This window comes from Polaribacter sp. YIW18, assembly GCF_057219325.1.
In genome coordinates this window covers 149,528-175,614 of record NZ_JBXVVE010000002.1, presented here as the reverse complement: position 1 = coordinate 175,614, position 26,087 = coordinate 149,528, and the positions used below count along the sequence as shown (strand labels likewise).

General features: G+C 30.1%; 23 protein-coding genes, 1 other RNA gene and 1 riboswitch. Of the genes, 14 read left to right on the top strand and 10 right to left on the bottom strand.

Annotated features, from left to right (window positions below; translation table 11 throughout):
* Positions 1–20: 20 nt before the first annotated feature.
* Positions 21–1,373 (bottom strand): UDP-N-acetylmuramate--L-alanine ligase, encoded by a 1,353-nt coding sequence (locus AC2D6T_RS02940; RefSeq protein ID WP_484680406.1) that lies wholly within the window; start codon positions 1,371–1,373, stop codon positions 21–23.
* A gap of 436 nt (positions 1,374–1,809) precedes the next feature.
* Entirely contained in the window at positions 1,810–2,790 is a 981-nt protein-coding gene (locus AC2D6T_RS02935) for a M28 family peptidase (protein ID WP_484680405.1), read from the bottom strand.
* A 206-nt stretch (positions 2,791–2,996) separates the two neighbouring features.
* Between AC2D6T_RS02935 and kdsA the strand changes: the two genes are divergently transcribed.
* The gene (gene kdsA, locus AC2D6T_RS02930; protein WP_298947936.1) at positions 2,997–3,815 is read left to right on the top strand and encodes a 3-deoxy-8-phosphooctulonate synthase; all 819 of its coding nucleotides are present in this window, start codon (positions 2,997–2,999) and stop codon (positions 3,813–3,815) included.
* A 387-nt stretch (positions 3,816–4,202) separates the two neighbouring features.
* Positions 4,203–4,775: a hypothetical protein gene (locus AC2D6T_RS02925; protein ID WP_298947937.1), complete on the top strand. Its 573-nt coding sequence runs from the start codon at positions 4,203–4,205 to the stop codon at positions 4,773–4,775.
* 235 nt (positions 4,776–5,010) lie between these two features.
* On the opposite strand, the gene AC2D6T_RS02920 is transcribed toward AC2D6T_RS02925, so the two are convergent.
* Both AC2D6T_RS02920 and AC2D6T_RS02915 read right to left on the bottom strand, forming a co-directional pair.
* On the bottom strand, positions 5,011–5,235 hold the full coding sequence (locus AC2D6T_RS02920; RefSeq protein ID WP_298947938.1) for a DUF3820 family protein: 225 nt from the start codon (positions 5,233–5,235) through the stop codon (positions 5,011–5,013).
* Positions 5,222–6,427: an NAD(P)-dependent oxidoreductase gene (locus AC2D6T_RS02915; RefSeq protein WP_484680404.1), complete on the bottom strand. Its 1,206-nt coding sequence runs from the start codon at positions 6,425–6,427 to the stop codon at positions 5,222–5,224. Before AC2D6T_RS02915 ends, AC2D6T_RS02920 begins: the two co-directional genes overlap by 14 nt.
* Before the next feature lie 521 nt (positions 6,428–6,948).
* Here AC2D6T_RS02915 and ssrA point away from each other — a divergent pair.
* Positions 6,949–7,343, top strand: a transfer-messenger RNA (tmRNA) gene (gene ssrA / locus AC2D6T_RS02910).
* Positions 7,344–7,644: 301 nt separating this feature from the next.
* Here the strand turns inward: ssrA and AC2D6T_RS02905 are convergent.
* From AC2D6T_RS02905 to AC2D6T_RS02895, 3 genes are all read right to left on the bottom strand, one after another.
* The gene (locus AC2D6T_RS02905) at positions 7,645–7,884 is read right to left on the bottom strand and encodes a hypothetical protein (protein ID WP_484680403.1); all 240 of its coding nucleotides are present in this window, start codon (positions 7,882–7,884) and stop codon (positions 7,645–7,647) included.
* A gap of 184 nt (positions 7,885–8,068) precedes the next feature.
* Positions 8,069–8,242, bottom strand: a complete 174-nt coding sequence (locus tag AC2D6T_RS02900; RefSeq protein WP_484680518.1) for a tetratricopeptide repeat protein — start codon at positions 8,240–8,242, stop codon at positions 8,069–8,071.
* A gap of 154 nt (positions 8,243–8,396) precedes the next feature.
* Positions 8,397–9,059, bottom strand: coding sequence for an IS6 family transposase (locus tag AC2D6T_RS02895; protein WP_484680402.1), 663 nt, complete (start codon positions 9,057–9,059; stop codon positions 8,397–8,399).
* On the opposite strand from AC2D6T_RS02895, the gene AC2D6T_RS02890 reads away from it, so the two are divergent.
* The 5 genes from AC2D6T_RS02890 to AC2D6T_RS02870 all read left to right on the top strand — a co-directional run bounded on the left by AC2D6T_RS02890 (position 9,045) and on the right by AC2D6T_RS02870 (position 13,011).
* Complete coding sequence (locus AC2D6T_RS02890; protein ID WP_484680401.1) at positions 9,045–9,437, top strand: hypothetical protein; 393 nt, start codon at positions 9,045–9,047, stop codon at positions 9,435–9,437. The two genes, AC2D6T_RS02895 and AC2D6T_RS02890, sit on opposite strands and share 15 nt — an antisense overlap.
* A 92-nt stretch (positions 9,438–9,529) precedes the next feature.
* Positions 9,530–10,108: a hypothetical protein gene (locus tag AC2D6T_RS02885; protein WP_484680400.1), complete on the top strand. Its 579-nt coding sequence runs from the start codon at positions 9,530–9,532 to the stop codon at positions 10,106–10,108.
* Between the two features lie 627 nt (positions 10,109–10,735).
* On the top strand, positions 10,736–11,566 hold the full coding sequence (locus AC2D6T_RS02880; RefSeq protein ID WP_347187009.1) for a helix-turn-helix transcriptional regulator: 831 nt from the start codon (positions 10,736–10,738) through the stop codon (positions 11,564–11,566).
* A 99-nt stretch (positions 11,567–11,665) separates the two neighbouring features.
* Positions 11,666–12,214 carry a carboxymuconolactone decarboxylase family protein gene (locus AC2D6T_RS02875; RefSeq protein ID WP_347187010.1) on the top strand — a complete coding sequence of 183 codons (549 nt, stop codon included), beginning with the start codon at positions 11,666–11,668 and terminating at the stop codon, positions 12,212–12,214.
* A gap of 62 nt (positions 12,215–12,276) precedes the next feature.
* Positions 12,277–13,011: a cysteine hydrolase family protein gene (locus AC2D6T_RS02870; protein WP_347187011.1), complete on the top strand. Its 735-nt coding sequence runs from the start codon at positions 12,277–12,279 to the stop codon at positions 13,009–13,011.
* A 145-nt stretch (positions 13,012–13,156) separates the two neighbouring features.
* Here AC2D6T_RS02870 and AC2D6T_RS02865 read toward each other — a convergent pair whose 3' ends face one another.
* A complete protein-coding gene (locus AC2D6T_RS02865; protein ID WP_484680399.1) occupies positions 13,157–13,819 on the bottom strand; it encodes an IS6 family transposase in 663 nt (220 codons plus the stop codon).
* An 868-nt stretch (positions 13,820–14,687) separates the two neighbouring features.
* On the opposite strand from AC2D6T_RS02865, the gene AC2D6T_RS02860 reads away from it, so the two are divergent.
* Together AC2D6T_RS02860 and AC2D6T_RS02855 are read left to right on the top strand one after the other, a co-directional pair.
* Entirely contained in the window at positions 14,688–15,725 is a 1,038-nt protein-coding gene (locus AC2D6T_RS02860) for a hypothetical protein (protein ID WP_484680398.1), read from the top strand.
* A complete protein-coding gene (locus AC2D6T_RS02855) occupies positions 15,722–16,246 on the top strand; it encodes a tetratricopeptide repeat protein (protein WP_484680397.1) in 525 nt (174 codons plus the stop codon). The genes AC2D6T_RS02860 and AC2D6T_RS02855 overlap by 4 nt, the downstream gene beginning before the upstream one ends.
* A 68-nt stretch (positions 16,247–16,314) precedes the next feature.
* Here AC2D6T_RS02855 and AC2D6T_RS02850 read toward each other — a convergent pair whose 3' ends face one another.
* On the bottom strand, positions 16,315–17,064 hold the full coding sequence (locus tag AC2D6T_RS02850) for an N-formylglutamate amidohydrolase (protein WP_484680396.1): 750 nt from the start codon (positions 17,062–17,064) through the stop codon (positions 16,315–16,317).
* A 25-nt stretch (positions 17,065–17,089) separates the two neighbouring features.
* Positions 17,090–17,183: riboswitch (SAM-I-IV-variant riboswitch) on the bottom strand.
* Positions 17,184–17,322: 139 nt separating this feature from the next.
* Between AC2D6T_RS02850 and AC2D6T_RS02845 the strand changes: the two genes are divergently transcribed.
* From AC2D6T_RS02845 to AC2D6T_RS02830, 4 genes are read left to right on the top strand one after another with little or no spacing between them, the layout of a single operon-like run.
* Complete coding sequence (locus tag AC2D6T_RS02845; protein WP_484680395.1) at positions 17,323–20,880, top strand: DEAD/DEAH box helicase family protein; 3,558 nt, start codon at positions 17,323–17,325, stop codon at positions 20,878–20,880.
* Entirely contained in the window at positions 20,877–21,797 is a 921-nt protein-coding gene (locus tag AC2D6T_RS02840) for an endonuclease NucS domain-containing protein (RefSeq protein ID WP_484680394.1), read from the top strand. Before AC2D6T_RS02845 ends, AC2D6T_RS02840 begins: the two co-directional genes overlap by 4 nt.
* 2 nt (positions 21,798–21,799) lie before the next feature.
* The gene (locus tag AC2D6T_RS02835) at positions 21,800–22,099 is read left to right on the top strand and encodes a DUF6804 family protein (RefSeq protein ID WP_484680393.1); all 300 of its coding nucleotides are present in this window, start codon (positions 21,800–21,802) and stop codon (positions 22,097–22,099) included.
* Positions 22,100–22,138: 39 nt separating this feature from the next.
* Positions 22,139–22,540, top strand: coding sequence for a hypothetical protein (locus AC2D6T_RS02830; RefSeq protein ID WP_484680392.1), 402 nt, complete (start codon positions 22,139–22,141; stop codon positions 22,538–22,540).
* 412 nt (positions 22,541–22,952) lie between these two features.
* Here the strand turns inward: AC2D6T_RS02830 and AC2D6T_RS02825 are convergent, their stop codons facing one another.
* A complete protein-coding gene (locus AC2D6T_RS02825; RefSeq protein WP_484680391.1) occupies positions 22,953–25,988 on the bottom strand; it encodes a DEAD/DEAH box helicase in 3,036 nt (1,011 codons plus the stop codon).
* Positions 25,989–26,087 lie beyond the last annotated feature (99 nt).

The following is a 26,087-nucleotide window of genomic DNA, read 5'->3' as shown; positions in this document are numbered from 1 at the left end:
TTCAATTCAGTCTAAAAAAACTAAATCAAACTCTTAACTTCTTCAAAATCTAAACCGCCATAGTTCCCAGAACTCATCAGTAAAATTGCTTTATCTTCTAATTCTAAATTGAATATAAATGTTTTAAATTCTTTAGGATTCGTATAAATTATTAAATCATCTCTTTCAAAAGCTGTTGCTATTTGCTCTTTTGTAACTTCTTCTAATTGCTTAATTTTTACTGCGTGAGGAGCGTAAAATACAACTGCTTTATCTGCAAATTCTAAAGCACCTTTATACTCTGCTAAGAACGCTGCATTTAAACTAGAATAGGTATGCAATTCTAAACAAGCAACTACAGTTCTGCTACTATATTGTTCTTTTACAGCTTTTGTAGTAGCTGCCACTTTACTTGGAGAATGCGCAAAATCTTTAAAAATAACTGTTGATGAATTTTCAGCAATTTTTTCTAGACGCTTACTTGCTCCTTTAAAACTAGCTATTGCTTCGTAAAAATCATCTTCATCAATTCCCATGTGCTGACAAATCCATTTAGCCCCAGCTAAGTTTTGTAAATTATGATTTCCAAAAATCTCTAAAGGTAAGTCACCTTCTTCGGTTTCTAAAAAGGTGATTCCGTCTTCTATAAAATGTGCTGGTGTTTGGTATGGGTATTTTTTAATATGATTGGTTGATGATTCTACTACCTCTTTCACAATTACATCTTCTTCGTTATAAACCATACTCCCACCATTTACCATAGATTCTGTAAATATTCGAAACTGTTCAGTATAATTATCAAAGGTTGGAAAAACGTTAATATGGTCCCAAGCTATACCACTTAACAAAGCTATATTTGGTTTATATAAATGAAATTTAGGACGCATATCTATTGGTGAACTTAAGTATTCATCACCTTCTAAAACAATAAATTCGTTATCTTTTGTTAAGTGCACCATCGTTTCAAAACCTTCTAATTGAGCACCAACCATGTAATCTACTTCTTTTTCATGATAATTTAAAACATGTAAAATCATAGAAGTAATGGTTGTTTTACCATGAGAACCACCAATTACAACTCTAGTTTTATCTTTAGATTGTTCGTACAAAAATTCTGGATAAGAATAAATTTTTAAACCTAATTCTTGGGCTTTTAAAAGTTCTACATTATCTTGTTTTGCATGCATCCCTAAAATAACAACATCTAGATTATGGGTTATTTTTTCTGGAAACCAACCAAATTCGTCAGGTAATAAACCATATTTTTCTAACCTAGATTTAGAGGGATCGTGTATAGTATCATCACTTCCTGTAACTTGGTATCCTTTTTGGTGTAAAGCGATGGCAAGATTATGCATTGCGCTTCCGCCAATAGCTATAAAATGAATTTGCATGTAAAGATTTTTAAAAAGTAAAAATACAAAAGCTCTCTATAATATTAATTATATTTAGCACTAAACTGAACTAAAAGTTTATTTTACTATTAAAAATACTAAGTGATTATAATACACTAATAATGCTTTAGGTTTGAGAATTGATTTTAGGGATTTTAAAGCAACCATATGGTATGGATGGGTTTAATATTTAAAAAACAAATTCAATTCGCATAGCCTCAGAAATACAAAAATAGCCATTTATACCTCTGCGGTCTACTCCAATTTTGACAATGATTTTCCATATATTTTCGTTAATTTTAATGTCAAAAAAAAACTTAGAAATCAAAAAAAAATATACTTTGAGAAATTGATGTCTTTTTTATCATCTTTAACTAAACCAGAGAAGAAAAATTTAAAAGACAATTAAAAAAGCAGTGGTAATTTAATTATATAATTATTGTTCTTTTATCAGGACTCTTTTAGGGGTATCTTTTCCGTTTATAATACTTGTTGTTCCCTTTGCAACAGCTTGTATCGTTTGTGTAATTACAGTCATATTTAAGGTTTCTGCTTCGTCTGTAAGTTTATGATAATCTGGATCCACATCAATAGGGGTTGTAGAAAATGTATGGGAAGGCACACCCAATCTTGCTAAAGAAGCATTGTCTGACCTAAAAAATAAATTGTATTTTTTATAAGGATCTGGAAATAGCTGATAACCTGTACCTTCTAAATTCTTCTGAATAATTTTACCAAAATCGCTTCTTTCAAAACCTGTTAACCAGGCAGTATTGGGCCCAAAACTTGGTACTTTACCAATCATTTCTAAATTAATGCCAGCCACAAATTTGCTAGCATCTATCCCTTTACCAAAATGTGTAGATCCAATTAAGCCCATTTCTTCTGCAGTAAAAGCAGCAAAAACAATAGTTCTTTCATTCCCCATTTCTTTAAAATATTTTGCCAGTACCAAAACAGCAGCTACACCAGAAGCATCATCATTGGCTCCATTATAAATCAAATCTCCTTCTCCATACTTCTTCTTCCCTAAATGGTCATAATGTGCAGAAACTATCACATATTCGTCTTTTTTACTTTTCCCTTCTAAAACCCCAATAATATTACTTGATATAATATTTTCTTTGGTTCTTCTATTTTCAAAATCAAAAGTTTGTCTGTAAGATTGTAAATTTCCAAAGGTTTTTAAACCTAGTTTTTCAAACTCATTTTCTATATATTTTGCCGCTTTTTCAATACCTTCTGTACCTGCTTTTCTTCCTTCCATTTCATCAGAAGCCAACGTATATAAATGCTTTTTTACAAGTGTGGAGTCTATAAAAAAAGCCTTTACAGCTTTACTTTTAGTGCTACTATTTACTATAGGTTTACCATCTATACCAACTTTAGCTGTTTGCACAACTTTACAACTATACATATTAAAAATAAATACGAAAACAAATACAATACTTTTAACTAATTTGGTCATAATCTGATAAAAATTTAAGCTATAAATATAGCGAATTAAAATAAGAATCTAAAAGAAGAATAGATTTTAAACAGTCATCATTACTTCATTATGACTTCAAAAAAAACAAAGCTAAAAACATATATTTTTATGTATTTTTGATAAAAATTTTACAGATGATTTTATCAGAAATACCAAACATAAAACACACCACCTCTAATAACTTTTTCTTGTTAGCAGGCCCTTGTGCTATCGAAGGCGAAGAAATGGCTTTAAGAATTGCAGAAAAAGTAATCTCTATTACAGATAAATTAGAAATTCCTTATATTTTTAAAGGAAGTTTTAAAAAAGCCAACAGAAGTAGAATAGATAGCTTTACAGGTATTGGAGACGAAAAAGCATTGAAAATTTTACGTAAAGTTTCCGAAACTTTTAACGTACCTACTGTTACAGATATTCATGAAGTTTCAGACGCTGCAAAAGCAGCACAGTATGTAGATGTGTTGCAAATTCCAGCATTTTTGGTTCGACAAACAGATTTGGTTGTGGCCGCTGCAAAAACAGGCAAAGTTGTCAACTTAAAAAAAGGGCAGTTTATGAGCCCTGCTGCCATGAAACACGCAGTACAAAAAGTAAAAGATGCTGGTTCTAATAAAGCATGGATTACAGATAGAGGTACTATGTTTGGGTATCAAGACATGATTGTAGATTTTAGAGGAATACCAGAAATGCGCGATTTTGCACCTACTGTTTTAGACGTTACACACTCTTTACAACAACCTAACCAAACTGCTGGTGTTACTGGCGGTAGGCCAGAAATGATAGAAACCATTGCTAGAGCTGGTGTTGTAAATAATGTAGATGGTTTATTTATAGAAACACATTTTGATCCTGCAAACGCAAAGTCAGATGGTGCTAATATGTTGCATTTAGACAACTTAGAAAACCTACTAACTAATTTAGTTACCATCAGAAAAACAATCAATAATTTATAATATGTTTTATTTTTTTTTCGTTTTAAATCGCTTTAGCTACTCATTTTTTTCCAAAAAAGATAAAAGGTGTGTGTAAATAATATACATAACCTTTTAAAATATTTTGTATGTAAAAAATTATACTTTTTTTTATTTTCTTAAATTAAATAGTCATTATATTATATAGTTGAGCAAATAGCCAAAAAGGTCTATCATTTAAGTAATAAAAAGGAATTTTCCTTTTGATTTGTAAATCAACTTCTTGAATAGTGCTTTTTATGAAAATTTGCAAATGCATCTAAATAGAATTAGATGGTTTTGGCTGTTTTAAAAAGTATGCTTCTCCACAGAGTATATGAATAAAAAAAGGTAAAGGTAATTTTGTATCTTTACGAAAGTTAAAAAAATATGTCAAACAAAATACATTTACACGATAATTTTGAAGTAAACTTTCAACTTAAAGGTTTTAATAGCATATTAATTGGTATATATATATTTTTAGCTGCCTATGTCTACAAATATGTTTTAGATAGTTATTTGATAGACGATAACCCCTTAGCTTTGTTATCTCCACAACTAATTGAAATATTGTTTATTTCTGTTGCTTTTTTTGTTACTTTATTGAGTTCATTAGCATTATTTTTTAGTGGAAAAAGAAAAGCTAAAAGGTTTCAATTCAAATTATGGAATGGAAAAACTAAAACTGCTTTTTTAAAATATTTGTTAGGTATTTTTATTATTTCTATTAGTGTTTTAACTTTAAAAAACTATGGTAACATAAATTTTATTACTCCTGCATTTTTATTTTTATATGGCTTATTACTTTTAATTTTAAAAAATAAAGGCAGTAAAAGTTTATATATTTTAATTAGTTTGTGTTTGCTGCTAGGTGTTTTATGTATTTTAATACCAACATATTGGTATTCTTCTTTAACCATTGTTGCTATTGCACATATCACTTATGGTGTAGTTGTAAAATAATTTATTTTTAAAAATATTTTTTTTTTACTCAAGTATAATTTTATGTTTTAATCTAATAAATTATACCTCTTTTTATTGTTGGCAATATTTATAGCCAAATCCACAGGGCTTTTACAGGATATTCTGTAAAAGACTAGTTTAGTTTTTTATTTATGAACACCTTTATAATAAAAAGTATTTTTTAAATATTTGTAAAAAATAGAATTAAGCTTTAAATAAAAATTTATGGTTTGAATTATTTAATCTTTCTAATTAAATCTTCTAAACCATTTAATTTTAACTCGTAAACTAATTGCATTTGTAACCCTAACTTACCTTTTGGAAAACCTTTGTTGTGATACCAAACCATATAATGCTCTGGTAAATCTATTAAAAATCTACCTTTGTATTTACCAAAAGGCATTTTCATTTTAGCTAAATCAATTAAAAATTGCCTGTTTTGTAGATTATTCTTTTCCATCTACATAATCTTGTAAATAAGAAAAACGAGGTGTTAATTTGCCATTTTCTGTCATTTTAGCACGTTGTAAAACTCCATCTTTATCGTTATTAAAAAAAGCAGGGATTACATTTTCTAAAAACATTTCTCCAAAACCTTCACTTGCATCTTTTGGCAATTCGCAAGGTAAATTGTCTACAGCCATTACTACTATAGCATCTTTATCTTTAAAATTAACTTCTTTTTCTGTTTGTGGGTTATAACCGTAAATAGGATCTGCAATGGTTGAAGAACGAATTGTTGAAGCTACAGGACCATTGATATCACATGAAATATCTGCTACATATTTTATTTGAAAATCGTTTGATTTTGCATCTTCTCTTGTGTATAAATACGGAGCTCCATCACCATAAAAATGACCTGCAATAAAAAAGTCGGTTACCTTTGCAAAACGCATAAAATTAGCTTCGTAAGCTTCTGGATGCTCGTAAAAATCGAAATTATCTACTACCTTACCATCTGTGCGTTTGTTATAATCTAACACATCTGCCAAACAATACACTGTTTCTGAATAAGTATTTTCTAAATACTCATTTACAGAAACTTCTCTTATCTGCATGGCATCTAACATTTCTTTGGCTCCATAAGCTACTTTACCATTCCCTGTTAGTAATATTTTTATTTTTTTTAGGTTGATTGTTTTTAATTCTGAGATTAATTCTTGTTGGCTGTCTAAAGTTTCTGCTTTAGGTAAATTAAAGGTTTCGTTTGCTAAACCAATGGCTCTAAAACCATTGTAAGCGCCAACGATGCCAGCATACCGTCCGAAACCAATTAAACGTGCGCCATTTTCTTTTACTATGGTTTCATGATCAAAAAGTTGATTTTTTTTATGTAAAATAGCCTTTAACAAATCTCTATTATAGGGTTGTTTTTTAATAGTATGACTAAAGAAAAAGTATTTTTTATTGGGTATTAAAGCATCAATTGGCACTTCTTTTACACCAAATAAAACATCGCAGTCTGATACGTTTTCTACAACATCTATTCCTACATTTTTATATTGCTCATCAGAAAAAACTCTTATGGCTGAACTTTCTACAACAATTGCTGCTGTTGGATACTTTTGCTGGAATTGCTGCAGTTTTTTTGGTGAAAAAACAACTCTTCTATCTGGTGGATTTTTGCGCTCTTTAATAATGCCAAACTTCATATTTCTGTAATTTTATTCGAAGATATTTATTTTAATGTTAATTACGAAAAATTAATTTACTCTTTAGACTTCTATTTCTAATTTTAATATAAAATCGCCTTCATTTTGTTTGATATAAAAGGTTTTGTTATCATCGATGCCATTTCTTGTAACCTCGTGTACTATTCTGTTTTTGTTGATTTATTTTTCTTTAAAACTTAGCGTTGTTATACTTATAACTTTTTGTATTTTTGCAGACCGCGTTAAGGATTGAAGTGATATCCTTTTTTTGTTATTTTTAATATGTATTCTATTCTTTTAAAAAGATTGTTTTTTTTATACTAATGTTAAAATAAATGCTGCAAAAAAAGATTTAACGGAAAGCCTGACCTCGCTTTTTTGCGGGGTAACGCCCTAAAAAATGGTCTGATTTTTAAACTATTTTTTATGTTCTTTGAAAAAATATAATAAGAGTTGTTACGATGCTAAAATAAATTAAGTGTTGTGTTGACTACGCAAAACAGGTTTTGCAAACTTATTAAGGGGACGACTGGTTTTGACAGCAAGGTCAGTGAATTTGTAAGCATATCAAGGAATGAAACTATACTTGTAAAACTTGTTTCAACTTTATAAACGGCGAAGATAACTACGCTTTAGCTGCCTAATCTGAATTAATAGTAAGATTAAGCCTCGGCTCACAAGGTGAGCAAGCTTTATGTCCACGAAAAGCCTTGGTTTATGGCGTTTCATTTATGGGCATCGTAAAAATAAACATAGAAAACTTGTAGCTTTGGCAGGTTTTTGAAACTAAAAAAGATAAGTTAAAAGTGGATTGTTCTTAATCAGCTTTTAAACGAAAACTAAGAAAGAACTAAATATGTAGAAAGCCAATTTGTTGCTTGTTTGGACCCGAGTTCGATTCTCGGCGTCTCCACAATTAAAAAACCTAACAATTTAATAGTAAATTAGTTAGGTTTTTTTATTTAATATTTTGTACGATTTATGTACGATAAATTAAAAATATTTTTATAGTGTCTTATAAGTTTATAACTCATACACACATCTTTTAATAGAGAAACCCTTTTGAACGTAGAGTTTAAAACCCAAAAAATCCTAGGCAAAATTATAAAAACAAGACCCCCTATCGATTTTAAAGTCGGTTTCTTTTTTGAGGATTAGCTGTGAAATGTGTATATAGCCCGACTACTGTGTATATCTAATAGTTATTTTAGAGAGGACTATTTAAAAACCAACTTCTTATATATCTCTTCTGGTTTCTTTCTTCTAGTAAGCCTATTGAACTCTTTTATTTTTTGTTGCTTTAATCCTGAAACTAAAACCTTGTCTTCTATTTGGTCTAAGGCACTTATTTCACCCTCTAAGCTTATAATTTTAAGTACATACAGAAACTGTTCCTTATTAAGTTTAGGTACGTCAAACACGCTAATTCTGTTTGTGAAATATTCTTTGTGTGTCATAACTTATTGTGCTACCAAATACGAATTCTAATGTTTATATTGTTTTTCAATCTTAGATCAAAATACAACCCATAAAAGATTAATGAGTTGATACGATACTTTAGTTTAATCCACTTTCTATGGAAAGGATTTATTTTTTTTTATAATTTTTTAAAAAACTTTTTTGCGTTTAATTTGTCTACGGTTAATTATTAAGATTACTAATTTCCTCAAGAAGGTTTTTAGCATCTTCATTTCCATTTTTTTCGATTGCTTTTTTCAAATCTATAATAGCTTTTTCTTTTTCGTTAATTTTTAAATAAATTCGTGCTCGATTGTAATAGTGATCTGAAAAACTACTTTTAGAATCTGGATTAATAGATAGGTTTGAATAATGTAAAGCATTTGTGTAATCCGCTAAATTATAATAAGCAAGAGCTAGTGTGTCACAAGTATTTTCATATAACTTATGTTTTTTAGGTTCTGTCGCTTCTGCTAAAATTAAGCATTAAGTTTTAAACTAATTTAATTTTTTAAGAAGCTAATGATATAAATGATTTGTAGGTTGAAATTTTAGGGTTCACCAGTTGATTTTTCTTTATCATTCTAACTACTTCTATTCCTGATATGGTTCTCTTTGCTGATTCAAATTCTTTAAAACCTAGACCTAGCATAACACGCCACTTTATCATTCGATGGTCTTTTTCTACAATATTATTGAGGTATTTGCATTGCCTTATTTTTATGTTTGAATAGTTTCTTCGATTGTATAGTTTTATCGCAGCTTTATTCGACCCACTCTTATCGATGTTTATAAGTTCTGGATTAACATTATTCTCTATGGCTTTGATTAAAAATTTCTGTGCAGATATGCGTTGTCTTCTTTTAGTTAACAAAAAGTCTACAGTATTCCCTTCTTTATCAACTGCTCTGTATAAATATCTCCACTCACCCTTTACCTTAATATAGGTTTCATCTAGTCTCCACCTTTTCCCAACTAATTTTTTTCTCTTTTTGAATTGTTGTTCTAAAAGAGGTGTGAATTTGAATACCCAGCGTTGAATAGTAGCATGATCCACTTTGACTCCTCGGATAGATAAAAGTTCTTCTACATCTCTATAGCTAAGACTAAACCTTAATTTGAAGTAAACAGCTTGTAATATGATTGCTTTAGGAAAACAGTGACCTTTGAACATCTTTTTTGTTGTAAATTTAAAAAAATAAAATTTTTCATTACATTAGATGCGACAGAACCGGAACAAAATTTAAATCAAATAAAAATGAAAAAAGTAATGACAATTTTCGGAGCAATCATATTTGCTTCAACAATTCTGACAAGCTGTGGAGGCGGATCTATTGAAAGTGATGCTAAAAAAGTGGCAGAACTTCAATGTAAAGCTCAACAACTAATGAAGAAAGCAACATCTGGAGATATGTCCGTGATGGAAGAAAGCACCAAGTTGGCTTCTGAAGCGGCAACTTTATCACAAGAAATGGAAGGGAAATATACATCTGATTCCGATAAACAAAAATTTGCAGAAGCCTTATTGAAAGAAATGGGCAATTGCAATTAATTTAATAAACAAGTGGAGACCAGAGACCACAATAAAAAACGGGGCGTATCCCGAAAAGCCTTATGAGTAGGAAAATTAAAAAAGGAAATAATATGGACAACAAATTTTTTACATTCATTAAACCTTATTTGTCATTTATTGACAACGGAGACCTTTATCGCAAGCCATTTAGCTGGCTTTATGCGTTATTAGCAATAATAAATTTAATAGTGCCAATTTTTGTTTTTTATCAAGCTGTAGATAATGACATCTTTGATACTCCTGCCAAATTTGTAATAGTATTCCTACTTGTATGGCTAATAATAGCTTTTGCAGGTTGGTTAAGTTTTCAACTTTGGTGGGATAGAAAATCAAAAGTAATTTCCACATCCAACGTAGGAGACGAATTTGTGGCTACACCTGTTTTCTCTCATCTTATACAGACAATAGGTGAATGGCTTGGGACTTGGATTGGTATTGTTGGATTTTCAGTTGCTTTATTGACAACACTTATTTTAGGAGACGAAGGCTATTACTTATCAGAAGCACTTGGACTTGCTTTTATGGAAACTGGGTTTCTGTTTATAATTCTGATGCCAGTTTACGGCTTCTTAATTATTGTTGCCGCAAGATTTTTAGCTGAGCAATTTAGAGCACTATCTTCAATTGCTAATAATACAAGAAAGAATTAAAACCAGCCCATAACATTGTATATGCGATAATTTCGGGGTTTTGTGGTAAAAAGAAACATTGTGCAGGTATGTAACATTTGTACAAACTTGAAAGGTCAGTACCTTGAAATCCCGCAACTACGCATATACTTGTCCGTTGTGAGCAATAAGTGCCAACTTTTGGTCATTTCATATTTATTATTTCGGAATTTTTAAAAGCGGAAAGCTATTTATTAAAATGGAAAAAGTGGAATTGACAGCGGAAATTACAGTTTCTAAACTTATCGATTTCATCGTATGAGAGCTCGCTATCAAATACGTTAGGAACGCATATAAGTTTAAAATTACGGTTTTTTTTTTAGAAAGTCAAATAAAAGACTGAATTTTAGTATTTTAATAAATAGCTTGGAGTCTTATATAAGTGAATTCCGAATTATTTTTATGACGAAACCTTACACGGTACGTAGTGTAAAGTTCATAAGAAAAATAAACTAATAAAATGAATGTCGAATTAGTGTAGCGTTGGACTAACTACATAAATATGAACAATAAAATTATTGTTATATTTACTGCACACAACAGCGTGCATAACAAATGCCCTAGAAAGGGCACTTGCCATGCACACATACGTTAGCTGTCATTAAAAAAATGAAAATAAAAGGACAAACAGACGAATTTATTGAACTAACGGAACTTGATACTAGCTCTTGTTCTGTTTTTAATCAGCCAGAACCAAGTAGTTTGACCATTCTTTGGTTTGAAACAAGTGACAACAACTTTATTATAGATGGGAAAGCATATTCATTTACCAAAAATCAAATTGTCTTTTTTACAGAATTTCATAAGGTTAAAGTACTAAAAAAAGGATCCTCAAAATTTTTAAGATTCAATCGCCCTTTTTTTTGTATAATAGACCACGATGTAGAAGTTAGTTGTAGAGGTATTTTGTTTTTTGGTGCATCTCAATTACCTATCATTACAATTCCAAAAGAAGAAATTGAACATTTTCAAATACTTTGGAAAATGTTTACAATAGAAATGCAGTCTAAAGACAACTTACAAATAGGTATGTTGCAAATGATGTTAAAACGATACCTTATACTATGTACCAGATTATATAAGGAGCAAAATCAGTTTTCAAAAAAGAAAAAAGAAAATGATATTATTAGAGATTTCAATTTTTTGGTAGAACAGCATTTTAACACAAAACATACAGTTGCCGAATATGCAGATCTTTTATTTAAATCCCCAAAAACAATCTCTAACATATTTTCAAAAATAGGAACAAAAACGCCATTAACTTATATTCAAGATCGTAAAATGCTGGAAGCAAAACGATTATTATTCTACACGGACATTCAAATTCAAGAAGTGGCATTTAAAATTGGATACGATGATGTTCAGTCATTTAGTCGATTTTTTAAGAACCAAGAAGGTATTTCTCCTTCAAAATACCGAGAAAAATCTCTTATGGGATAAATCGCCAACTCTAAGGGAAATCTTACCTAATAAAATACTCTATTCTGTTAGCATCTTTGCACTATCAATAATGATAAACAATTATAAAAACAGAATATTATGACACATTTTAATGTACCAACAAGAGAAGAAGTATCTTCTAACAATCAAGATATTTTTGACAACCTAAAAAAAGCAGTAGGTTTTGTTCCTAACCTTTATGCAACCATTGCATATTCAGATACTGCTTTAGGCAATTATTTACAATTTCAAAATGCAAAAACATCACTTTCTAATAAAGAAAAGGAAGTTGTAAATTTAGTAGTTAGTCAAGTAAACGGCTGTAGCTATTGTCAATCTGCTCATACAGCAATTAGTAAACTAAATGGTTTTACCGAAGAACAAATTTTAGAATTAAGACAAGGATATTTTTCAAGTAACGAAAAATTTGATGCACTTGTTAAGGTTGCAAAAGCAATTACCTTAAACAAAGGAAAAGTTGATGACGCAACACTTGATGCGTTTTTTAATGCTGGCTATTCAAAAGGAACTTTAGTTGATGTAATTCTAGCAGTAGGCGACAAAGTTGTAATGAACTACTTACACAATTTAACTAAAATCGATATTGATTTTCCAGTAGTTCAAGAATTAGAAACAATACAAGCATAAATAAAAACGGTATTTAAATTATAATACCATCACAAAATAATTAATTTTTAAACAGATAAAAAATGAAAAAAATAGCATTAACATTAACAGTAGTATTAGCAAGTATAACAAGTATATTTGCTCAATTACCAGATCCAGGATTTACAGTAGATGAAAATACTGCAATTGTAATTACAGATCCTCAAAATGACTTTTTAAGCCCAGATGGAGTAACTTGGGGAGTTGTTGGAGAAAGTGTAACAGCAAACAACACGGTAGACAATATCGAAGCTCTTTTTAAAGTAGCAAAAGAAAAAGGAATTACAGTATTTGTATCACCTCATTATTATTTTAAACACGATCATTCTTGGGAAATTGAAGGTGCCTTAGAAGTATTAATGCACAAAATTGGAATGTTTGACAGAACAGATGCTTTATCAACAGAAGGCTTTGAAGGTTCTGGTGCTGATTGGTTAGATAAGTACAAGAAATATATCGATGGAGATAATGTAATTGTTACAAGTCCTCATAAGGTTTATGGTCCAGAATCTAACGATTTAGCATTGCAATTACGTAAGCACGGATTTAGCAAGGTAGTTTTAGCAGGAATGTCTGCTAACCTATGTACAGAATCACATATGAGAGATTTAGTTGAGTCTGGCTTTGATGTCTCTGTTGTAAAAGATGCAACTGCAGCTGCAATATTACCAGGAATGAATGGATATGAAGCAGCTCTTGTAAATTTTAGAATGATTGCTAGTCATGTTTTTACAACTGAAGAAGCTGTAACAGAATTGAAAAAGTACACTAAAAAATAAATCTCAATAAAATTTATTTTTATGAAAGTGAGGGCTTTATGGCTCTCACTTTTTTTGTTTTATATTATAATTCTTAATATTAAAGAAAACGGATTCTGTCGCATCTGCTAAAATTAAGCATCAAGTTTTAAACTAATTTAATTTTTTAAGAAGCTAATGATATAAATGATTTGTAGGTTGAACTTTCAGGGTTCACCAGTTGATTTTTCTTTATCATTCTAACTACTTCTATTCCTGATATGGTTCTCTTTGCTGATTCAAATTCTTTAAAACCTAGACCTAGCATAATACGCCACTTTATCATTCGATGGTCTTGTTCTACAATATTATTGAGGTATTTGCATTGCCTTATTTTTATGTTTGAATAGTTTCTTCGATTGTATAGTTTTATCGCAGCCTTATTCGCCCCACTCTTATCTATATTTATAAGTTCTGGATTAACATTATTCTCTATGGCTTTGATTAAAAATTTCTGTGCAGATATACGTTGTCTTCTTTTAGTTAACAAAAAGTCTACAGTATTCCCTTCTTTATCAACTGCTCTGTATAAATATCTCCACTCACCCTTTACCTTAATATAGGTTTCATCTAGTCTCCACCTTTTCCCAACTAATTTTTTTCTCTTTTTGAATTGTTGTTCTAAAAGAGGTGTGAATTTGAATACCCAGCGTTGAATAGTAGCATGATCCACTTTGACTCCTCGGATAGATAAAAGTTCTTCTACATCTCTATAGCTAAGACTAAACCTTAATTTGAAGTAAACAGCTTGTAATATGATTGCTTTAGGAAAACAGTGACCTTTGAACATCTTTTTTGTTGTAAATTTAAAAAATTTGATTTTTCCTTACATTAGCTGCGACAGAACCGATGTAAAATAAATTACCTCATTAAAACTGATACTAAATATTCATAATCAGTCATTTCAAAATAAACTTACTCAATTTTGGAATAAAGAAACAGAGGTTATTAGTTCTTGGAAGAAAACACCTAAACGATTTGAATCAATCTTTGTTACACTATAACTAAACTTAGGCTTTATAAAAACGGTAAAATTTTTAGTGTGACATTTGTTAAAAAAAAAATAAATGCGGAAAATCACTTAATTTAAATACGGAAAACCGAAACCTATAAAAAAAAACGTATTTTAGCCAGTAAAATAAATTAAAATGAAAAAAAAAATATGAGCAATTAGCGGATGTTAAATTTAAGCTTAGAGAAAGTTTATGTAAGCTCCTAGATGCTGTAAAAGAAAATGAAGGTAAAGAATTAAAAAAATATCTTTTAAGAGATATTGAAATGAAAGTTAGAGAAATAGAATATCACTAGCAAAGTTAAATATATTTAGAGGCTTGTATCTTTTCATTGAGAATAAGTTACTAAAAACTTAAATCATGTTGTTCGGAATATACAGAAAAAAAACCATAAACGGAGTATGCAAAATTTCAAAAAAAAAAAAAAAAAAATTAAATATTTTAAAACCTTATTAATTGTAATCGGACTTTAATCACTACACAAACATTTTCACAGAACTATACATACAAGCGAGATGCTTTTGACAAACAAAAAATAAATATCCTAGACAGTTATGGTAATGAAGTTGGTTATTATAAAGTAGATGCATTTGATAACAAAAAAATTTTACTAATAAGAGTGCTAAACTTATAAAACAAAATTTTATGTTTATAAAACAAAACTTTAAATTCGTTTTTTTAATCTTTCTTTTTATTTCAAATATTCAAGCACAAGATTTTTACTTAGACGGATCAACAGATTCAAAATCTATTTATAAAATTATTGACCCTAAGTGGTTAAGTATCTCACAGTCTGAAGCAAATTCTTTTTTAATTAATTCTGGTTTCAAAAATATTTCAGTTCAAAAAAATGCAGAGTATACTTCTTATACTGGAAGCTTTAATGAAAGTAAAAAATATACTTTTTATAGAACCTTAATGTTTAAAAATTTTCAGTGTGCTGCATATACAGATGAAGTTGTTATGGTAAGAGAGTGTGCAGAATGCATGACAAGTAAAATCTTAGCAAACAATAGCTATAACATTCAAATGAAAAAAAGTGCTTCCTCTTTTGACAAGGAACAAAAACAACTTTTTATAAATGAAATAAAAAAAAGTTTTAAAAAAGACGGAATAACTGACTTTATTGAAATTTTCAATTATCAAGATAATTTTAATATAACAAAGAATATAAATAAAAATAGTTATCATATTGTTAGACATGCGTCTTTAGAAAAGATATTAAATTCAAACGCATATAAAATGACAGTAACAAAATCAATTATTTCAAATGTTACAGGAGTAATAGTTGGTGAAAGATCTTTAGATAAAATAAATACTTTTGATCTACCTGAAATGGTTAGGTTATTTCTTGAGGATTGTAAAGATCATGGGATTGAATTAAAGCAATCAAACATAGTTGCTGAGTTTAAAGAGTTAGAAGAAAATATATTAGGACTGAGTTATGGGAGGAACGATGATAAACTAATAAAAGTTTATGTAGATCCAGTAAAATGGTCTAACGCATCAAAACCAAAAAAATGGTACCTAATATATCACGAATTAGGTCACGATGTATTAAATCTTTCTCATGGTAATGGGGGAAAAATGATGTTTAATTTTATAGATAGATCATATTCATGGGAAGAATTTAATAATGATAAAGAAATAATGTTTAAATTTTATAACAAATACTACAAATGAGAATATTTACATTCATTATTATATCGGTTTTCTCTCATACCTATTTATACTGTCAATCGGACTCTTTAGAAGATATTGTGAAAGCTGGACATTATGTTAAATTGGGTCTAAAACAAGCTAGCCAAGGAAGTCATAAAAATGCAATCTTAACATTAAGCCAAGCACTTAAAATAAGACCTAATGATAAAATTATATTATATGCTAGAGGTAACTCTTACATGCAAACTTATGATTATAAAAATGCTATAAATGATTTTAGTAAATCTATTGAAATAGATCCATCCTTTGAAGATGCATATTTTAATAGAGCTTTAGTTTACACAAATTTAAAAAATCATAGAAAAGCGATAAAAGATTTTTCCAAAGTTATAGAGTTAAATCCAGAAGATTCCGAATCTTATTACAAAAGAGGTGTTAATTTTGGTTTTTTAGGAGATACTACTTTAGCTTGTTATGATATAGAAAAAGCGAAGTCATTAGGGTATATAATACCTGAATCAATTTCAGCCATTTGTAAATAATAATTTTTAGTCTTAACTGCACCTAAAAACAAATTAAAAAAAATATAATTATTATTTTATTATTTTCCTTAATATGTATAGATTTTAGTTTTCTTTAATAATTTTAAGTATTCTTGAACTACTTCTTTAATTTTTTCATAACCATCTGACTTTTCTGTTCCTGATAGGTATAGCTTTCTATTCACCTCTAGCATTATAGACTGTACCATTTCATATTTTTTATAGTATTCCATTGGAACTATAGTTCCACTATAAGGCTCGTCAATACCCAAACTATACCCTAGTTCCTCAAAGTATCTCTTAGATAACTCAATAAGCTTCTTTGGGGTGTGGAAACCGTCTGTTCCAATATTAAAGTCAGGTCTAAAAGAGGACTTGTTAACAGCGCAATTAAATGATTCTTCAGGGAATGAATGACAGTCCACAATCAAACACTCCCCCTTGGCTTCGAGGCTTGATTTAACAAGGTTTAAGAGCTTTTCGTGGTGCTTTCTATAATAGTCTTGGAGTATTGTTTTACGTAGTTCTGGAGTTACTGTACGAAGCGTATCGCCATTGTCAAACTTCTCATAAAGAGCTCCCATACCAAACTTCGCCATTTCCTCTTGGCTATCGTCTTCAAAGCGTTCTACATCGCAGAATATTCTAGAGAATGGTGTTATAACCTTATCATCAGTCTCGGTTCCAAATAGGTCGTCTGTATACCAGTCAGTTAATTTCCCAATCTCTTTGGTAATTTTTTGTTTGTCATCGACATATCCATCAAAGAATGGGATAGCGGTTGATGAGTGTGGAATGTGTAGTATTAATTTTCTCATACAAATAGTTTTATTTGTACTTTGATAAAGACGTTTATTGTGACGTAATGTCCGTATTGTCTTACCACCGTGGAGACTTCTCTCGGTTGGTACCTATTTTTAGGTTCAAAATACGGTTAAAATTACTTATTTTAATTGTAATTGAGATACTTCATTTTAATTTATCTTAAATTAAATTTAATTTTTAATGAAAATCTACTTGTATAACATTGTTGTTATATTTTTTTTATATTTGATTTGAAATGAAAAAGAATTTAAATGCCTCAATCACAAAAAACATTAGAATTTCTTCAAAAACTTAAGGATAAAGGTCATTGGAATGATGACTATGATTATTCTGAGGTTGAGTATAAAAATGCTCACACTAATATCAAAATAATTTGCAATAAACACGGAGTTTTTTCTCCGAAACCAATGAGTTTAATAAAAGGTTCAAAATGTTTAAAATGTAGTATTAATGATAGAAAAGGTAAATCAAAATACTCTTCAAATGAAATAGTTGAAAAATTCAAAGAAATACATAATAACTTATATGATTATTCAAAAGTAGTATATAAGACAACCCATTCAAAAGTCAAAATAATTTGCAAGGAACACGGTGTCTTTGAACAATCACCAAAGTCTCATTTACGGGGTAGTGGTTGCCCTAATTGCCATGGCTCAGTAAATTACAACACAACCTCCTTTTTGAACACCCTCAAGAGTAAAGGTTATTGGAACGATGATTACGACTACACTGAAGTCATTTATGTTAACGCAAAGACGCCTGTAATTCTATTTAATAAATTAACAAGAACACGTCACAAAGTTAATTCATTTTCATTATTAAATAAAAATTCAAAATGTGTCATTCAAAATGCTATTGATAAAACAGACTTTTTTATAAAATCTTCAAAATTAATTCATGGTGATATTTATGATTATTCATCAACAAAATATGTTCCGGGTAAAAAAGTTAAAATAGGATGTGCTAAGCATGGTGTTTTTGAACAAGCACCAAGCAAACATCTTAATGGTTCTGGTTGTAATTCATGCGGAAATGAATCCATAGGAAACAAATTAAGAAGTACTGATGAAGAAGTTATTCAAAAATTTAAAATTATTCATAGTGATTTATACGATTACTCATTAGTAAAATATTCAAATACTCATGAAAATGTTAGTATAGTTTGCAAAATTCATGGTGTTTTTGAACAATCACCTGGTAGTCATTTAAGTGGCTCAGGATGCCCAACTTGTAACAGAGGTTGGAGTACTAAAAGTGTTGTTAATTTTGTTAATGACATCCAAAATGAGGACATACTAAATATGGACCCTGTAGAGCTTAATATGCTTATTGCTCAGGGTAAACTTCCAAAAGAGTTCGAGGAGTTAGTTTTTACTCTTGAGGGAACCAAAGAAAACTCTCTAAAAACACTTAAAGAAAAGTTAGGGATTGATGAAGAGGAAGAGTTAAGCGAAGATAGAACAGAAGAACTCTCAGATAAATTACTGGAGTTAACCTCAGCCTATGACGATGAGTTAAACGATGCCATCTCTGCTATAGAAGCGCCATCTATTGAAGATGTGGAATACTCTGAGCAAGAGCAAAAAAAGCGTCAAGGTCTACCAAGTATTTCTAATGAAGATATTCTTGTTTTAGATAAAGAACTAATTGGCACTTGTGATGATGAGGCAGTTGAGTTTTTTATCCAGTACAAACTTAAAAAGGTTTGGAACGAAGTTATAAATGATAAAAGAGAGGTTGACGACATAAAAGCCTTAAATGGGGGAGCAAACTCATCTAGACTTCGAGATTTATTTTTAGAGGAATATAACAAGGTAATTGCCTACACACCGCCAAAAGGTTATGCTTTTAAGTATCAACCTAACATGATGCAGAAACTCACAGTTCAGAGAGTTAAAGACTATAAGCGCTATGGGAATTGGAGTGGTACTGGTGCTGGTAAAACAATCTCATTTATAATTGCAAGTAGAGAGATAGATTCAAGGTTAACAGTTGTTATCTGTCTAAACTCAACAGTTTCCCAATTAGAGAAAGACATATTAGATGTGTATCCAGATAGCTTTGTTCATTCAAGCTTTAAGAAAGGTCAAAAGTTCGATAGGTCAAAATACAACTACCTGCTTTTAAATTACGAGAAGTTTCAACAAGGGTATACAGAAGAGATATTTCAAGATTTAAACGAGAATAACCTCATTGATTTTATTGTTTTGGATGAGGTACATAACTCCAAGCAAAGAGATAAAAACGAGAGCCTCCGGAGAGGTTCTTTAATGCGTTTAATAGGGCGTTCAGCAGAGATGAATACTAACTTTCATTTACTTGGAATGAGTGCTACACCAGTCATTAATAACCTTATTGAGGCGAAGTCATTACTTAAGCTTATTACTGGTAAAAAGTATGATGATATTAATACCAGAGGGACTATCACTAATGCTCTAAAGATATTCAATCAATTACTTCTAAATGGAATTCGTTACATACCTAAGTATGATATTATTTTAAAAGAACTTACAGCAGAAAACACATCTACACTTGATATAGATGGCACTGATTTAACGGAAAAGTTAAAAGACAATAGTAGTAAAGATTATCTGGGCTTAGAAAAAATATTGTTAGAGAGTAAGCTAACCATTTTAGGAGGCTATCTTAAACCTAAAACTATTATATACACCTATTTTACTGATAAGGACAGAATTCCAAAAAGGGTTGCTAAGTATGTGAAATCGAAAGGTTTTTCTCATGCACTCTACATAGGAGAACAAAGTACAGAAGAGAGGGAACAGAGTAAGCAAAATTTCATTGAAGGCGAGGTTGATATTTTAATAGCTTCGAGAACTATAGGAACAGGTGTTGATGGATTACAAAATGTTTGCAATAGAATGGTATTACTTACTCTTCCATGGACAGATTCAGAGTATACGCAACTAAAAGGACGTATATACAGACAAGGTAGTAAGTTTGGAGATGTTGAAATTATCATTCCACAAGTATATGTAGAGTTGGATGACAAGCGATGGTCATGGGATAAACAAAGACTAAAATTAATCAGAGAAAAGAGAACACTTGCTGATGCTGCTGTGGATGGAATAATACCCTCTAAGCATATACCATCAAGACAAAAATTATGTTCAGATTCTTTACAAGCATTAAGGTCTTGGAAAGAGAGAGTAAATGATGGTAAGGTAACATCTATAGAACGAAAAGATTTAGTTTTACCATTAAGACCAGAGATTGTTGAATACCTTAGGGCTTCTTTAGGAGACTTCTCAGAGATGAATAAATCTTGGAGTATAACAAGGTCTGAAAATACATTTAAGCGACTTAAAAATAATGAGGAGGAATGGTGGCATTACCATGATTTGTACAAGAAAAGAAGAAAAGATTGGGATGAAATTCCATATTTAGAGATAGCAAAGAAAATAAAGAAATGTCCAGAATGGATAGTTGCTGATATGGGCTGTGGAGAAAATCTATTATCAAAAGAAGTTTCTAACAAGGTACATGCCTTTGATTATGTAGCCATAGACAAGGATGTTACAGCATGTGATATAAGTTCTGTACCTCTTGCAGACCAAGAGATTAATGCTGTTGTCTTTTGCTTATCTTTAATGGGGTCTAATTATTTAGACTATATCAAAGAAGCCTTTAGAGTTACCAAACCTTATGGAAATATATTTATTTGTGAACCCAAAAAGAAGGTAGAAAAGCGTATCGAGGTATTGAAAAAAGAGATAGAATCAATAGGGTTTAAAGTTATAGAGGTAACAACGAGCTCACAATTCGTATATATACACGGAATAAAATTATGAAATATTATAGAATAATGCCAGGAGGAAAAAGCGCTCATTTAAGCGATTGTCTTAAAGGAGAATTTATAGGAATTGATTTTGGTTTAAATGAAGAATTATCAGATTTTATTAATTACGATTGGGAAGCTTTTAAAAAGAAATTTAAACCATACTATAAAAATTTAAATCCAGAAAAGTCTAACATTGCTATTGGTTTGCATGCTGGAAGTGTTCATGCAGTATGTGTATACTTGTCGAAAGGTGACATAATTCTTTGTCCTGATGGGAATGGAGTGTATCATGTTGGAGAAATTTCTTCAGATTATTATTTCGTAAAAGGAGAAATTCTTCCTCATAGAAGAGGGGTGAAATGGTATAGTAAAACAGTAAGTAGATTTGACATGAGTAAATCTCTTCAAGGATCTACTGGATCTGGATTGACTCACTGTGAACTAAGTGATTATGCTGAAGAGATTGAAAAACTAATTGATGGGAATAAGCCAGCATCAATAGTATCTAATGATAAAACTATAGAGGATCCAACAGAGTTTGCATTAGAAAAACATTTAGAGGATTTCTTAGTTAAGAACTGGAAAAGTACTTCTATTGGAAAAAAATATGATATTTATGAACTTGATGGTGTTAGTGTAGGTCAACAATTTCCTTCTGATACAGGACCATTAGATATTTTAGCATTAAGCAAAGACAAAAATACATTTTTAGTTGTAGAGCTTAAAAAAGGGCGTGTAAGCGACAATGTTGTAGGTCAAATACAGCGTTACATGGGATATGTTAAGGAAGACCTAGCTGAGCCTCATCAAGAAGTCAAGGGTATCATAATAGGCTCTGAGGACGACTTAAAAATACGCAGGGCTTTATCTGTAACAACTAACATTGAATTTTATAAATATAAAGTGAATTTTAAACTGCATCAATAATTGTGAAGAAAACAATAGCAATAAAAATAATCTTAAGTATCCTCTTTTTGGTATGCTTGTTAGATATGCCATACGGATACTATCAGTTTGTTAGATTTATAGGCATGATAGGTTTTGGTTTATTAGCTTTTGAGAACTATCAGAAGAATCAGACATGGTTTGTTGTATGGATAAGCTCTGCTCTTTTAATTAATCCTTTTTTTAAAATAGCTTTGGGAAGAGATATGTGGAATATTGTTGATGTGATTTGGGCAGTTTTACTTGTTGTTAGTATATTTTTAAATAAGAGGTTTGTGGATTAATTTTAAAACATAAGTATATGGAAAAGTTTTTTTGAGTCAATGATTGGTAAATTTTTGAGATGGTTAGCTTTAATACCAGGAGCATGTCTAGCTTTAATTTTAGTCCCTAGTTTAATGGATTTAGTTCTTCTTTTTGCAGGACCATATGGTACTAATGAATCTTTTTTATCGACCATTTTTAGACCTTTAATTGTAAGTGGAATAGGTTCTTGGGCTTTTGTTTATATTGGTTCATATATTGCGCCTTTATATAAGAGAGTTGTGAGTATTATACTTTGTATTATTTTGATATCCTTATTTTTACTAATAGTTCTAGGTATTATTAAAAATGACTTATTATGGGCGAATGGTACTTATGAAGGTTGGTTGTTAATTGCAGCTATTTTAGCGTTGATAGTAGGCTCTATATATGGTGTAGTTCAGGTATGGGAGGAAAATTAATTTTATTAGTATTAAGTTTAAATTATTTTTATTCTAAACCATATACATATCCTCTTCTCTAGTTTCTGCTCTTTCTAATCCTCTTAAATAGGTTAGACTTACATTTATAGATGAATGCTTAATAGCTGAGTTAGCTAAATCTTTGAATTAAAAAATGACCTCTGTGTACCATTCTCAAAAGAAAAACCCATTAATACTTTGAATCAATCATAGTTACACTATAATTAAATTTTTTAGCAATTGATATACAGTTACTTATATAAGTGATATTTAAGTATGTTTTGTTTAGTTAGCATATGAATGGGAGGGGTGTAATAGCCCATTCACATAACCAATAAAGTATTATAAAACCCAGGATTCTTAAAAAACGGTCAAAACTACTTGTTTATTCTATATATAACATTAGTAGTTTTTACCGTTTTCCCTTAACTGTATAAGTTTTAGTTTTCTTATTATAAGTCAGTATATAAAACTGTTTTATAATTCTATCTATTACCTCGTAACTCGGTTTGTTTATAAGATGAAGTGTATCAAAGGCTTTATCTATGTCTCCACGAGTGAACTTATTATTTTCTGCTAAACCATTTATTACCCCTAAAATTAGTGTCTTATTTTTCTCATCCCCTTTGGATCTTGGGTTATTTAGAATAGACATTGTCTCTAAATAGTAAACTTCGTTATTAAGTTTTTGTATTGATGTAAGTGATTTTTCACGAATAATAAACTGGTGTGGACCATAACCTAAATCTTCTATACGCATATAGTAGCTGTAATATTTTTCAAATAATTTCAGATGTTTTCTAACTGCCTCAATATACTCATCCTCCCATTCTAACTCAAAGTCACACTCATTTATTCTCTCTCTAATGTTCCTATCTTGAGCTTCATAATGTAAGATACTCAGCACAGTATTAAAGTGGTATGCCCATAGGTCTCTAATCTCTAACTTTACATCTTTATCCCATTTAATTTTAAAGGTCCTATCTATTTTTTTTGGTATAAAGTTTTCGTCCCTTATGGTCTTTATGTTGAAGTTTTCTAAGAACTTATCAAGCATGTAAGGAGTAAACCTTCCAAAACTTTTAAGAGTTGTATTATAAGCAACATATGGCTCATTTATGGAGCAGCCGTCCATGAGGAAATACTTATTATTATTAAACACGTTCGCATAGGTTAGGTAATCGTCAAACTGATTACTCCATGTCTTTAAAGTTTTTATACTGTTATGGTAGTAGTCTTGGTCATTCATATAATTATAATTATAGTTCAGGGAGTACTTCCTATATAAGTAGTACTTAGTTTCTGTATCATGATTCCTTAATCTATTGAAGAACTGTGGGATTGGTTCTGGTCTAGGATTAAATACATTAGATTCAATAAAAACGACACTATCGAAATCCTTATCATATATATTAACTCCTTCATCAATCAAACTAGTTGTTAAAACAATTTTTACATAGTTAGGAAAACGACCTTTCTCTATTAACATCCTATATTCATCACCTTTCTTCACTCGGTTGTCTGAAAATAAAACTAGAATTTCACGTTCATCATAACCATCTTTATCAATTAGTTCAGCCTTAATAGAATCAAGATTATACTGACTATTTAACCTAATAAGACACTTACCTCCATGATCCCTGATATGGTTAATTGCAGTAGCGTATCCAGAGTTATTTGTAAACCTTTCAATTACCTCAATACTAGGAATGCTTTCTTTTTCGCATTTAATAATTTTAAAACCTAGATTACTTATAATACTATTAGGAGTTCCTGTTAGACCTATAATTTTTGATTTACTTTCATTCAAAAGAGATGCTAAAGGTACTAGAACATCTCTGTAATTATTTGATGTGTAGAGCTTATGTACCTCATCTACAATAATGTAGTCAAACTCTTTTGTAGCGATATGTTTAACTCCTTGTTCATAGGTACATACAAATATATTTGATGATTTAGCTTTAGAGTGATATGTAAAATTACTGTCTCCTGTTAAGTAGGGAATCTTAAATTTTTCAGCTGTTTGAGTAACAATAGACTGAAGAGGTGCTAAAAATATAGTACTTTGATTTTTCATAGCTTTAAAATACTCAATAGTCCCTCGAGTTTTTCCATGCCCAGTACCTGCATATATGCAAGTTATTTTATAGTCATTAACAAAATTCATAACTTCTTCCATATTGCTAGCTAAAAAATCTTTAATAATAATCTTACGATCGTATCTAATAGTTAGCTCTGGAACTTTTAAATATTCATGAACATGATTTAGGGTTTGTTCATTTACATTGAGCTTTTCAATAAAGTCGTAACGTTGTGGTATAGTTAGTGATGTTAAGGGGTTACATAGTTCAAATATGTCTTGACTACCTAGATTGTCATTATTTAGGCTAATGATAGCCGACTCAATAACATCCTTTTTAGCTGGAACTACTTCATACTTTGGCTTTAGTGTTTTAGTAAACTCATTACTTGACATACCCTTACTTCTTGCATATAGATCAAATGGGGTATATAATCCTTCTCCATAACTAGAGCTATGACTATAAAATGTATTACTATCAGCATTAACTTGTCCAGTACTGTCGCTAGAAGTAGACGGGTGAAGCCATCTATTATCGGATACTTTATAAAATCCACTATCCAACAAGGCATCCTCTATTGGGGTGTTCTCGTTAAACTGATATCTTACACTACCTTCAAATCCATAATTACTTTTAAAGATTGGTACTCCTGTATGGGTAATATGATCCTCTTCAGTAATATTTATATTAATTTGAATTGGATTATTATTTAGTTTAACAGATACCTCTTGAGGATAAACTTTTCGGAGTTGTCTAAAAGTATTTTGTTTTTCATCAAACTGAACTTTTATGTTTATTTCTTTACTAATAAGCCTGGTTAGCTCAGAACATATTTTATCTCCTATTTTTTTATGAAGATTTTTCTTATCTACAAGTAAATCCTTTAAGTATGGAACGTATAATGCTCCTGCTATACCGAACCCACTGTGCGATCTAAAGACAAAAACACAGATAGTTTGCAAGTAATCAAATACATCACTGTTTAGCTTTGCATCAAAGAGATGTTCATTTTCACCTTTTTTGTTTTTTGTTTGTTTTTTTACATCAATATCAAAGAATAGTAAGTTGGTAGAATCTTTACAGAACTCACCTCTAGTTCCTCCCTCATAAATACCTTTTAAAAAGTTAGGGGCATTATTCTTTGTTGTTTTCTTAGGTAATGTATTTATAAAACTTACTGCTTCTTCTAAGGAATAGTGATTGATTACACCATGATTAAGACCCTTTGGGTTTTTCTCAGAATACCACTGATCTACGAGAGATATACATTTCTCAGAGAAATCTATATTTTCTTCAAGGTTCGAGAATTTAACATCAATAATAGTTTTCTTTTTAATACTACTTGTAACTTTTTTAAACTCCTCCATTACTTCTCTAGTTTTATCATTAAACTTTTGATTTCACTAGCCTTGATGTATATCTGATAGTTTTGAAGTATAACTCTATCTTTAAATTGACCTTTAATA